General features: G+C 68.3%; 2 protein-coding genes. Both read right to left on the bottom strand.

Translation table 11 applies throughout. The annotated features are described in order from the left end of the window. Positions 1–3: 3 nt before the first annotated feature. Entirely contained in the window at positions 4–963 is a 960-nt protein-coding gene (locus GEV39_RS08365) for an alpha/beta hydrolase (RefSeq protein WP_173888226.1), read from the bottom strand. Positions 964–1,103: 140 nt separating this feature from the next. Beyond that, on the bottom strand, positions 1,104–12,935 hold the full coding sequence (locus GEV39_RS08360) for a non-ribosomal peptide synthetase (protein WP_173888224.1): 11,832 nt from the start codon (positions 12,933–12,935) through the stop codon (positions 1,104–1,106). Between the last annotated feature and the right edge of the window lie 176 nt (positions 12,936–13,111).

Raw genomic sequence — 13,111 nt, 5'->3', positions numbered from 1 at the left:
GCTTCAGGCCTGCTGCCGCAACCAGTCGGCGGCAGCCTGGTACAGCCCCTCCACCCCGCCATTGAGGACCCCGGACATCCGCAGGAAGTCGTGGGTCAACCCCTCCTCCAGCCGCAACGTCACCGGCGTGCCGCCACGCGTTAGAAACTCGGCATAGGCCAGCCCTTCATCACGCAACGGGTCGTACTGCGCCACGCTGACGTAAGCGGGGGCCAATGGCCGCCCATGGTCGGCCAGCAATGGCGACACCCGCCAGTCGTCACGCCTGCCCGCCTCGCCCAGGTAGTGCTGGTAGAACCAGCCCATCGTCTGGTGCTCCAGCAGGTACCCCTCGGCATAGGCACGGCTGGATTCATAGGTCACCGAGGCATCGCAGACCGGGTAGAACAGCATCTGCGCCGCCAGGGCGAAACCGGCGTCGGGGCCTTGCATGGCAGCGGTATGTGCCAGCAAGGTAGCCAGGGTGGCGCCGGCGCTGTCCCCCGCCGCCACCAGGCGCGACGCGTCCAGGCCCAGCGACACTGCATTGGCCGCCAGCCAGCGGGCGCTGTCGAGGGCATCGTCCAGCGCCACCGGAAAGCGATGCTCAGGGGCCAGGCGGTAGGCCGGGGCCAGCACGGCATGCCCCGTGGCTTGCGCCAGGCGACGGCAGACCACGTCGTGGGAGTCGAGGCTGCCGACCACGTAACCGCCACCATGGAAGTACAGCATCACCGGGCCCTGGGCTTGGCAGGCAGGTGCGCGATAAAGCCGGGCTGGCAGCCGCGCGCCGTCGCGCGCGGGAATGTGCAGCGCGGTGACCCCGATATCCTGCGGCGGGGCCGGGTCCAGCAACAGGGCGCTCAGCTCGAATTCCTCGCGCGCCTGTTCGACGCTTTGCTCATGCATGGGCAGGCTTTTACAGGTAGCCCTGCCGAACGCCACCAGTTCCAGAAACGCTTCCAGATCGGGATGCAGCGACATCTTGGTTCTCCTTGAAAAGAACTTCATAGCGGTGAAAAACAAAACCCCCACGCAGCGACGCCGGGTGGGGGCACAGTCGGATCAATGGGCCCGCGCAGCCAGGGCAGCGCCCGGGGGCAACTGCCCTGTGCGCGCCTCGGTCAGGCGGACACCTTGCGCGCCAGCGCGCCGCCCAGCCCCGCCAGCAAGCTCGGGTGCCTGAGGATGCCGTAATGGTCGCTGTCCAGGGCAAACCGGGCCACCTCGACCGCCACGTGGCGTTCGAAGCCGGCCTGCGCCGCGCCAGGCACGGCCTGTGCCCACCAGAAACTCACCGGGCCTGCCAGTTTCGGCAAGGCCAGGGTCTGCAACGACAAGTCGCGCAGGCGCAACCCGACGATGACCCCCTGGGCCAGGTCCTCGGCATCGAAGCCGGTGCCGCCGGCAATGCCGCTGGCGAAGTAGGCGGTGAGCTGTGGCAACGAAGGCAAGGCTGCCGCCTCGAAGTTGGAGGGCAGCGAACCCGCTGGCTGGGCGACGTTCATCACCTGGCAGAAGCCGGCCAGTTCCTCGCGCCAGTCGAAGGCCTCGGCCGACGCCTGCTGTGCAGGTTCCAGCGGGATGAAGCTGTCCACCAGCGAGACGTGCTCGACAACCTGCCCTTGCTGGCGCAGCTCGGCCGCCACCAGCACCGCCAGTACCCCACCCAGCGACCAACCGAGCAAACGGTACGGGCCGTCGGGCTGCTTCTGACGAATGTACTGGGCATAGTCGATGGCCATGCTCGCCAACGATTCGTCCTGCCAGTCCGGGTCCAGCAGCATGCGGCACTGCACGCCGTAGACACTGCACTCGCCCTTCAGGTGGCGGGCCAGGGGTTCGTAGTCGAACACCGTGCCGTAGCCTGCATGCAGGCAGAACAGCGGTGGCACGTCGCTCACCGGGTCGTTGAGCAACAGCAGCGGGTCGAGTTCACCCGCCGCCGGCTCGCTGTAACCGGACAGCTCGGCAATCGTCGGCCGGCTCATCAGGTCGCGCAGCTTGAGCTCGAACCCTTCGCGCTGCAGGCTGCGCACCCGCGAGATCACCTTGAGGCTGCGCAGCGAGTCGCCGCCGCGTTCGAAGAAGTTGTCCGTCACCCCCACCCGTTCGACGCCCAGCACATCGGCCCAGATCTGCGCCAGCTGCTCCTCGAACAGGTTGCGCGGTGCCACATACAGCGCTTCAGGTTCACTGCAGTCCGGATCAGGCAGCGCCTTGCGGTCGACCTTACCGTTCGGGTTGAGCGGCAGGGCATCGAGCAGCAGGATGCGGGCGGGCACCATGTAGTCGGGCAGTACCGCACGCAGCTGCTCGCGCAGCGCCTCGCCGATATCCGGGCTGGCGGCGGTGCTGGTCACGTAGCCGACCAGGCGCTTGTCGGCACCCTCCCCTTGCACGCTCACCACCGCATCGCGCACGCGTTCGCAATCGCGCAGGCGCGCCTCGATTTCGCCAAGCTCGATACGGAAACCGCGGATCTTCACCTGTTGGTCCAGGCGGCCGAGGTAATCGTAGATGCCATCGGCGCGTCGGCGCACCAGGTCACCACTGCGGTACAGCCGCCCGCCGGCCTGGAACGGGCTGGCCACGAAGCGCTCGGCGGTCAGCCCGGGGCGTTGGTGATAACCGCGGGCCAGGCCCTCGCCACCGATGTACAGCTCGCCGGCCACGCCATCGGGCAGCAGGTTCAGCTGATCGTCCAGCACATACAGCTCACGGGCGCCCACGGCTTCGCCGATCGGGGCGATGGGGCCACCGCAAGGCTGATCGCCAGCAACCTTCCACAGCAGCGGCGTCACCACGGTTTCGGTCGGGCCATAGCCGTTGGTCAGGTAGCGCGGCTGCAAGCTGGCCTTGACTTGCTCGAAGGTGGCCTGGGCCACCGCGTCGCCGCCGAAGCAGTAGGTGTGTACCGCAGGCGGTGCCTCCGTTTCCAGGGCGGCCTGTTCGGCCAGTTGCTGCAGGTACGCCGGCGGGAAGCAGGCAATGCTGATCGCCTGCTCGCGCAGGGTGCGCAGGGTCTGCTCGGCGGTCCACAGCTGGTTGTCACGCATCACCAGCCGCCCACCGGCCAGCAGCGTCGACAGCCAGCGCTCCTGGGCACCGTCGAAGGCGAATGACATGAACAGCAGCTCGCGGGTGTCGCGGTCCATGCCGTACCGCGCGATGATGGCCTGGCAGTGCATGCTCAACGGGCCATGGCTTACCGCCACGCCCTTGGGCTGGCCGGTGGAGCCCGAGGTGTAGATCATGTAGGCCAGGTTGTGCGCCTGCACCGGTACTTGCAGCGCGCGGGCGGGCTGCGCCGCCAGGTCCAGTTCGTCCAGCGCCAGGCACTCGGAGCCGGGCGTCACCGGCAGGCGTGGCAACAGCGCAGAGTGGCTCAGGAGCAGGGCCATGCCCGAATCCTGAATGATCCATTCCAGGCGCTCGCGGGGGTAGTCGATGTCCAGCGGCACGTAGGCCGCGCCGGCCTTGAGCACGGCATAGAACGCCACGATGCTCTGCACCGACCGTTCCAGGGCCACGCCCACCCGGCTCTCAGGCCCGATGCCCCGGGCCACCAGCACCTGCGCCAGCTGGTTGGCACGGCGCTCCAGCGCATCGAAGCTCAGCTGCTGCTCGCCACACACCACAGCGATGGCATCGCCCCGGCGCTGGGCCTGGGCCGCGATCAGCTCGGCCACCGACGTGCGCTGCGGCGTCACGGGCGCAACGTCTGGCGTTGCCGCAGCGCACATGGGCAGGTTGCCCAGGCAGGCATCGGGGTTGGCCAGGATGGCGTCGAGCAGGGTTTCGAAGGAGGCGACAATGTTCGCCACCACCGGCTCGCTGAAGCGGCTGCGCAGGTAGAGGAACTCGATGCTCAAGGTGTTGCCCAGGTTCACCGCCAGGTCCATGGCATAGTTGGTCACATCCCGCGACTGCACCTCGCCGAAGCTCAGGGGGCCACCCACGCCTTGCTGCAGGCGGTCGTCGATCGGGTAGTTCTCGAACACCACGATGCTGTCGAACAGCGGCAGGCCGCTGCGCCCGCTCCAGCGCTGGATATCGGCCAGCGAGGTGTGCTCGAAGTCGCGGGCCTCCAGGTTGTAGGTTTGCAGCGCCTGCAACCACTGCGCCACCGGCTGGGTGGCCAGCGGGCGCTGGATGACCGGGATGGTGTTGATGAACAGGCCCAGCAGCTTGTCGGCACCGGCCACGTCGGCGGGCCGGCCGGCAACGGTTGCACCGAAGCACACCTGCGCCTGCCCGGTGTAGCGCTGCAACAGCAACAGCCACACAGCCTGGATCAGGGTGTTGGGGGTGACCCGCTGGCGTTGGGCGAAGTCTTGCAGGCCCTGGGTGCGTGCCTGGTCCCACTTCAGGTACAGCGCGGCATGCCCGGGCAGCGGCGTTTCTGGCTGTGGCAGAACGCTGGCGAGCAAGGTCGCGGCACCCTCGCCGTCCAGTTTTTCCTCCCAGAAGCGCTGGGCGGCCTGCAAGTCCTGGCGCTGCAACCAGTCGATATAGTCGCGGTAGCGGCAGGCCTGGGGCTCGGGGGCGTGGCCGGCGTAACTGGCCAGCACGTCGGCGATCAGCCGCGAGGCGCTCCAACCGTCCATCAGCAGGTGGTGGCTGGTCCAGATCAGGTGGTGGCGATCCACCAGGCGGATCAAGGTCAGGCGCATCAGCGGCGCCTGGGCCAGGTCGAAGCCGCGACGCCGATCCTCCAGCACCTGCTGCGCCAGGTCATCCTCGCTCACCGCCCTGGTCGACCAGTCCAGCAGACGGATGTCCAGTTGCGCCTGGCGCTGCACCAGTTGCACCGGCTCCGCCAGCGACGCGCCTTGATGGAAGCTGGTGCGCAGTATCGGGTGATGGGCGACCACCTGTTGCCAGGCGGCCACGAAGCGCTCGGCCTCAAGCCCGGTGACAGGCACGCTGGTCTGGTTGATGTACAGGTCCGCCTGGTCGTCTTCGCTGGCGTGGAACAGCATGCCTTGCTGCATGGGCGACAGCGGGTAGATGTCCTCGATGTGCGCGGCCGGGACCGGCAGGTTGTCCAGTTGCGCCTGGTCGAGGCCCGACAGCGGCACGTCCGACGGCGTGATACCCGCCGCCTCGCCGCTGACGCAATGGGCGATCAGGGCCTTGAGCTCGGCGGCGTATTCATCCGCCAGGCGCTGCACCGACGCCGGCTTGAACATCTCGCGGCTGAAGCTCCAGCCCAGGCTCAGCTCGCCACCGTAGACCCGGCCATTGATCGACAGCCAGTTACCCAGCGGGGCTGCTTCGCTCAGGCTGGCACCGCTGCTTTCCACCGCCGGCGTCAGCAGCCCGGCCACCTGGCCGCCCTCACCGGTGGCTTCGGCGAAGCTGCCGTCGAACTGCCCCAGGTAGTTGAAGGTGATGCGCGGCACCGGCAAGGCGGCCAGCGCCTCACGGGCCGGCTGATCGGCCAGGTAGCGCAACGCACCGAAGCCGACCCCCTTGTCGGGGATTGCCCGCAGCTGTTCCTTGATGCGCTTGAGCGACTGCGCCAGCGACGGCGCCGGGCTGAGCTTGACCGGGAACAGGCTGGTGAACCAACCCACGGTACGGGTCAGGTCGACATTGTCGAACAGGTCTTCGCGGCCATGCCCCTCCAGTTGCACCAGCACGTGCTCCTGCTCGGTCCAGCGTGCTATCACCCGGGCCAGGGCGGTCAGCAGCAGGTCGTTGACCTGGGTGCGATAGGCCGCCGGCGCGTGTTGCAACAGGGCACGGGTGTCTTCGGCGCCCAGGCGGGTATGGGCGACTGCCTGGTGTAGCCCTTGCAGCGAGCCTGACGGGTTGTCGCACGGCAGGTCGGCCTGCACATCGGTCAACAGGGCCTGCCAGTACGGCAACTGCTCGCGGCCGCTGCCCTGGGCGTAACCGCGCAGGCTTTCGGCCCAGGCACGGGTGGAGCTGGTCTTGGCCGGCAGGCTGACTGGCTGCCCTGCGCGCAATTGGCCATAGGCGTTTTGCAGGTCTTCCAGGAGGATGCGCCAGGACACCCCGTCCACCGCCAAGTGGTGAATCGCCAGCAACAGCCGTTGGTCGCCGTCGGGCAAGGTGGCGAATACTGCGCGCAGCAACGGCCCCTGGGCCAGGTCGAGGCTGCGCTGGGCGCGCTCGCACAGGGCCTCCAGGGCCGGACCATCGGCCACGGCCTCGTGCCAGAAGCACGAGGGCTGCTGCGCGACCTCCCGATACTCGCCCGCCCAATGGCCGTCATCGGCCTGGGCGAAACTCAGGCGCAGGGCATCGTGGTGGGCGATCAGGGCCAGCAGCGCCTGCTCCAGCAATTGCCCGTCCAGCGCCTCGACCGGGCGCAACAGCAACGCCTGGTTCCAGTGATGCCGCGCGGGAATCGGCTCATCGAAGAAGTAATGGTGAATCGGCAGCAGCACGGCCTGGCCCGTGACCGGGCCCTGGTCGATCTGCACGTCGCCCGCTGCGCCCTGGGTGGCCACGGCCGCCAGCCCCTGCACGGTCTGGTGCTGGAACAACTGCTTGGGAGTGATGCGGATACCGGCCTGACGCGCCCGGCTGACCACCTGGATCGAGATGATCGAGTCGCCGCCCAGCTCGAAGAAGTTGTCTGCCAGGCCGACTTGATCCAGTTTCAGCACATCGGCCCAGATCGCCGCGATCTGCTGCTGCAGGGGCGTTTCAGGGGCGACGAAGGTTTGCCGCACCTGGTTGGCATCGGGTGCCGGCAGTGCCTTGCGGTCGAGCTTGCCGTTGGCGGTGAGTGGCCAGGCGGCCAGGAACACCTGGTGCGCCGGGACCATGTGGTCCGGCAGGCTCGCCAGCAGGTAGTCACGCAATTCGCCGCGCAAGGCATGCTGCGCAGCCAGGTCCAGCGCCTGCGCCTGATCGGCGATCAGGTAGGCGACCAGCTGCTTGCCGGCAGCGCCGTCGACGTCCAGCACCACCGCCTCCGCGACCCGAGGGTGAGCCTGCAGGCGTGCTTCGATTTCACCCAGCTCGATGCGGAAACCGCGGATCTTCACTTGGTGGTCGATACGCCCCACGTAGTCGATGCTGCCCTCGGCCCGGTAGCGTGCCAGGTCGCCGGTGCGGTACAGCCGGCCACCGCCCTGGGGGCTGGTGTCGAACGGGTCGGGGATGAAGCGTTCGGCCGTCAGCGCCGGGCGCTGGTGGTAGCCACGCGCAAGCCCTGCCTGGCCGATGTGCAGCTCGCCCTGGCTGCCGGCCACGGCCAGCTCCAGGTTGGCGTCCAGCAGGTACCAGGACAGGTCGGGGATGACCTCGCCGATGGGGCTGAGCCCTTCGCGGTGCACATCGGCCAGGCACAGCGGGCGGTAGCTGACGTGCACCGTGGTCTCGGTGATGCCGTACATGTTGACCAACTGCGGGCGCTGGTCGCCAAAACGCTCGAACCAGGGCCTGAGGCTGGCGACGTTCAGCGCCTCGCCGCCGAACACCACGTAGCGCAAGGCCAGGGCCGCCGGGTCCTGGTTCGGCTGGCAGGCGATGGCCACCAGCTCCTTGAACGCCGAGGGCGTCTGGTTGAGCACGGTGACCTGTTCGCGCACCAGCAGGGCGTGAAAGTCTTCCGGCGAGCGGGCCACGTCGCGGGGGACGATGACCGCCCGGGCGCCATGCAGCAGCGCGCCAAACACTTCCCACACGGAGAAGTCGAAGGCGTAGGAGTGGAAGACGCTCCAGACGTCCTCGGCAGTGAAGCCGAACCAGTCCTGGGTGGCCTGGAACAGGCGCATCACGTTGGCATGCGGCAGCAGCGTGCCCTTGGGCCTGCCAGTGGAGCCCGAGGTATAGATCACATACGCCAGGTTCTGCGGCGAGGTCTGGTTGCCAAGGTCAGGCTGGTCATCGCCCGGTGCCGGCTCGTCCTGCTCCAGCACCAGGCTCTGCACACCGGGGGCCAGGGGCAATTGCGCCAGCAGTTCGGGCTGGGTCAGCAACAGGGTAATACCGCTGTCCTCGATCATGTAGGCCAGGCGGTCCTGCGGGTATTCCGGGTCCAGCGGCACATAGGCGCCCCCGGCCTTGAGGATCCCCAGCAGCCCGACCACCATGTCCAGGCTGCGGGCCATGGCCAGGCCCACGCGCACGTCGGCGCCAACGCCAAGGTGGCGCAGGCGGCGCGCCAGGCGGTTGGCGCGCTGGTTGAGTTGCCGGTAGGTCAGGTGCCGACCTTCGCAGGTCACGGCCACGGCCTGCGGCGCACGCGCAGCTTGGGCCTCGATGGCCTGGTGCACGCACAGCTCGACCGGGTGTTGAAGCGGTGCCGGGTTCCAGGCCTGGATCACCTGCTGGCGGCTGTAGGCATCGAGCAGCGGCAAGTCGGCGATGCGTGCTTCAGGTTGCTCGACGATGCCATGCAGCAGCACACGCCAGTTGTCGGCCAGGGCCTGCACCGTCTGCCGGTCGAACAGCGCAGTGGCGTAGCTCAGCGAAGCGCCCAGGCCATCGGCGTGCTCGAAGGTGTTCAAGGTCAGGTCGAACTGCGCGCTGTGGCGCTCCCAGGACAGTCGCTGCAAGCTCAGGCCCGGCAGTTCGCGGGTCTCGCCACGAACCTGGGTCTGGTGGTTGAGCATCACCTGGAACAACGGGCTGTGGCTGAGGCTGCGTTCCGGCTGCAGGGCATCCACCAGTTGCTCGAACGGCAGGTCCTGATGGGCCTGCGCCGCCAGGGCGGTATCCCTGACCTGCCCCAGCAGCGCCTTGAACGACAGCTGCGGATCACAATCGGCGCGCAGCACCTGGGTGTTGACGAAGAAGCCGATCAGCCGCTCGATCTGCGCCCGGTTACGGTTGGCGATCGGCACGCCGACGCGAATGTCGCGCTGCCCGGTATAACGGTGCAGCAGCGCCTGGAAGCTGGCCAGCAGGACCATGAACAGGGTTGCATTGTGCTGCTTGGCCAATTGCTTGAGCGCCACGGCCAGCCCGTCGTCGAGCACGATGTCGTGGTTGGCCCCGGCCAGGCTCTGCACCGCCGGGCGCGGGCGGTCGGTGGGCAGTTCCAGCACCGGCTGGTCGCCGCCCAGCTGTTGCTGCCAGTAGGCCAGCTGGCGTTGCTGCTCACCGGCCTGCATCCACTGGCGCTGCCAGGCCGCGTAGTCGGCGTACTGTACCGCCAGCGCCGGCAAGGCCACGGGCTGGCCGCTGCACAGGCCGGCATAGTGCTGTTCGAGCTCCTCCACCAGGATCGGCATCGACCAGCCATCGGTGACGATGTGGTGCAGGGTGAGGACCAGCACGTGGTCGTCATCGGCCAGGCGCAGCAGTTTCACGCGCAGCAGCGGGCCTTGCGCCAGGTCGAAGGGGCGCTGTGTTTCCGCTTCGATCAGGCCCTTGAGCCAGGCTTGCAGCGCACCGCCGGCAGGCGCGGTGACGGGCTCGGCCTGGAGGCAGAATGCCTGGTGCGGATGAATCACCTGCACCGCCTGGCCATCCTCGACCCGGAAGGTGGTGCGCAAGGTTTCGTGACGCAGCGTCAGCGCCTCGAAACTGCGGGCCAGGGCGCTGACGTCCAGTTGCCCGCGCAGGCGCAGCGCCGCGGGGATGTTGTAGGCACTGCTGTCGGGGTCCAGTTGCCACAGGAACCACTGGCGATGCTGGGCGTAGGACAGGCTCAGTGGCCGGCTGCGGTCCACGGCTGCGATGGGCGGCGCACCGTCGTCACTGCCCTGCCCGGCCAGCGCCGCGAAATCGGCCAGCACCGGCGTCTCGAACAAGGCGCGCAACGGCAGGTCGAGCCCCAGGGCCTGGCGCAGGCGCGAGATCACCTGGGTCGCCAGCAGCGAATGCCCACCCAGCTCGAAGAAATTGTCGTGTCGCCCCACACGCTCGAGCTTCAGCACCTGGGCCCAGAGCCTGGCGATCTGTTGCTCATGGTCACCCTCGGGCGCCACGTAGCCGGCCCCGAAGCTGGCCGCTGGTTGGGGCAGTGCCTTGCGGTCGAGCTTGCCATTGACGGTCAGGGGCAGCGCCTGCAGGAACAGCAGGTGCGCAGGCACCATGTGCTCCGGCAGCAGCCCGCGCAGGTAGTCGCGCAGCTGGCTGCGCAGGGTGTCCTGTTGCGCAGCGCTGACCGCGTGCTGGTCGCCGGTCAGCAGGTAGGCGACCAATTGCTTGCCGCCCGGCCCGTCCCGGTCGAGCACCACCGCCTTGGCGATGGCGTGATGGTCTTGCAGCCGGGCTTCGATCTCGCCCAGCTCGATGCGAAAACCGCGAATCTTCACCTGGTGATCGATGCGGCCGCGGTAGTCGATGATGCCATCGGTGCGATAACCGGCAAGATCGCCCGTACGGTACAGGCGCCCACCACCCGCGGGGCTGTCATCGAAGGGGTCGGGCACGAAGCGCTCGGCCGTCAGCCCCGGGCGCCCATGGTAACCACGGGCCAGGCCGGCACGGCCGACATGCAGTTCCCCCTGGCACCCCGGTGCGACCAGGTTGAAGTCGCGGTCCAGCAAGTACCAGGAGAGGTCCTCGATGACCGTGCCGATCGGGCTTGCGCCTTGCAACGCCAGGTCGGCGCGGCTCAGCGGGCGATAGGTGACATGCACCGTGGTCTCGGTGATGCCATACATGTTGATCAGTTGTGGCTGGCGGTCGCTAAAACGCTCGAACCAAGGCTTGAGGCTGGCGACGTCCAGGGCCTCGCCGCCGAACACCACGTAGCGCAGCGCCAGGGCCTGGTCGGCATTGGCCGCCGCGCAGGCGACCGGGATCAGCTGGCCGAACGCCGACGGTGTCTGGTTGAGCACGGTCACCCGTTCGCGCACCAGCAAGGCATGGAAGTCCGCGGCCGAGCGCGCCACCTCCCGCGCCACGATCACCGCGGTGGCGCCATGCAGCAAGGCACCGAACAGCTCCCACACGGAAAAGTCGAAGGCGTAGGAGTGGAACACGCTCCACACATCGTGCTCGTCAAACCGGAAATCCGCCTGGGTCGCCTGGAACAGCCGGGCCACGTTGCGGTGCGCCAGCAAGGTGCCCTTGGGCTTGCCGGTGGAGCCCGAGGTGTAGATGACGTACGCCAGGTTGTCGGGGTCGGTGGTATTGGCAGGGTTGCTGTCAGGGTAGCCGGCCAGTAGCGCCGGCTGGTCGAGCTCGATGCAGCTCACGCCTTCGACCTCGGGCAACTGGCCACGCGACTGGCTGTGGGTCACCAGCAAAGCGATGCCACTGTCGGCCAGCATGTAGGCCAGCCGCTCGGCCGGGTACTCGGGGTCCATCGGCACGTAGGCGCCGCCTGCCTTCAGGATCGCCAGCAGGCCGACCACCATGTCCACGCCCCGCTCCAGCGCGACCCCCACACGCACGTCAGGCCCTACACCCGCTGCCCGCAGCAGGTGCGCCAGGCGGTTGGCCCGGCGGTTGAGCTCGTCATAGGTCACCCGCTGCTCGCCCGCCACCACGGCGATGGCCTGCGGCACCCTGGCCGCTTGCGCCTCGATGGCCACATGCAGGCATGGCGCGGCCGGGTATTCGGTGAGCGCCGGGTTCCACTGGGCGATGACCCGCTGCTGCTCGTCGGCCGCCAGCAGCGCGAGCTCCGCGAGGGGCCGCTGGGGTACCTCGGCCAGCCCTGCCAGCAGGTGCAGCCAATGCCGCCCAAGGCGCTCGATGGTTGCGCCGGTGAACTGACCTGCGTCGTACTCCAACACCGCGCTCATGGCCTCGGGGGCGTAGTCGACATCCAGCGACAGAGCGAACTTGGCCTGCTGCGGGCCGGTCGCGAGGAAATCGACGGCCACCTCCCCCAGGCGCAGCGCTGCCGGCCGGTCGCCATCCACCCGCCAGTTGAACAAGGTCTCGAACGTAGCGCTAGCCTGCCCCTGCTGCTCGAGCAGCTCGATCGGCCAGTCGGCGTGCTCCAGCAACGCCAGGGAATGACGCCGGATACCCTGCAGGAACGCCTGCCCCGTGGTCGCGCCGTCAACCCGCACGCGATACAGCTGGGCGTTGACGAAGTAACCGACCAGGTCCTGGATCTGTGCGCGGTTGCGCGCAGCATTGGGCACGCCGACGCAGAAATCGGCCTGGCCACTGTAGCGCGCCAGCAGCAGTTGCCAGGCGCCCAGCACGAAGGCGAACGGCGTCAGCCCCAGGCGCTCGCACTGGGCGTGCAGGCGGGCCATCAGCGCCGCGGGCACGCTGACCCGGTGCAGCGCCGCAATGCCAGACTGCGCGGCATGGGGCGCGTGATCGACCGGCAAGCTCAGTGGGGCGATGTCCCCTGCCAGGTAGTTTTTCCAGTAGGCCTGGGCCCGCCCGTATTCCGCCGTGCCGGGGTATACGTGGCGTTGCCAGTGGGCGTAGTCCGCATATTGCACCGGCAAGGCCGGCAAGGGCGTGGTGTCGCCTTGCAGGGCCTGGGTGTAGGCCAGGGTCAGGTCACGCAGCAGGATCGGGTTGGACCAGGCGTCGGAGACGATATGGTGCATGTTCAGGAACAGCACATGCTCCTGCGGGCCAAGCTCGAACAGCACGCAACGCAGCAGCGGCGCCTGGCCCAGGTCGAACGGTTGCAGGGTCAGCGCTTGCAGGCGCGCGGCCAGCAGCTGCCGGCGCTCGGCACCGTCTGCCGCGGCCAGGCGTTCGACCTGCAGCAGCGGGCGCGCCGCGTTGTCCACCACTTGCATGGGCTGGCCATCGACCGCTTCGAAGCCGGTGCGCAGGATCTCGTGGCGTGCCACCACCTGCTGCAGCGCCGCCTCCAGCACCGCCACTTGCAAAGGGCCGACCAGGTGCAGCGCGCGCGCCAGGTGGTAGGCAGAACTGCTCGGGTCCAGTTGCTGCAGCACCCACAGACGCTGCTGGGCGAACGAGGCCTGACACGTGAATGGCCGCCCCATGGGGCGAATGACGCCGGGATCGTCGCTGTCGTCAGCCATCAACAGCGCCAGCAGGTCATCGTCGGTCAAGGGGGTGGAAGACATCAGTGTCGGCCTCGTGTCGAAGGGTGCGGGAAGTGCGTCGTCCTCAGTTGACGAAAGGCTTGCGGCGAAATTTACACGGCTGGGCGGCCCGCAGCGGGCGCCCTGGCGGCCTGCCCGGCGAAACGAAACCGGCCGGTCCCTGGGCAGGGATCGGCCGGTTTCAGGTGCCTGTCGGC

It is taken from the genome of Pseudomonas sp. NY5710 (assembly GCF_013305665.1).
GTDB classification, from domain to species: Bacteria; Pseudomonadota; Gammaproteobacteria; order Pseudomonadales; family Pseudomonadaceae; genus Aquipseudomonas; species Aquipseudomonas juntendi.
Note: the sequence above shows the minus strand (reverse complement) of the source record. Positions and strands in the feature narration are given on the sequence as shown.

Excerpts from the sequence above, each read along its gene's own strand:
- GEV39_RS08365 (WP_173888226.1), bottom strand. The coding sequence starts at position 963 with ATGTCGCTGCATCCCGATCTGGAAGCGTTTCTGGAACTGGTGGCGTTC.
- GEV39_RS08360 (WP_173888224.1), bottom strand. The coding sequence starts at position 12,935 with ATGTCTTCCACCCCCTTGACCGACGATGACCTGCTGGCGCTGTTGATG.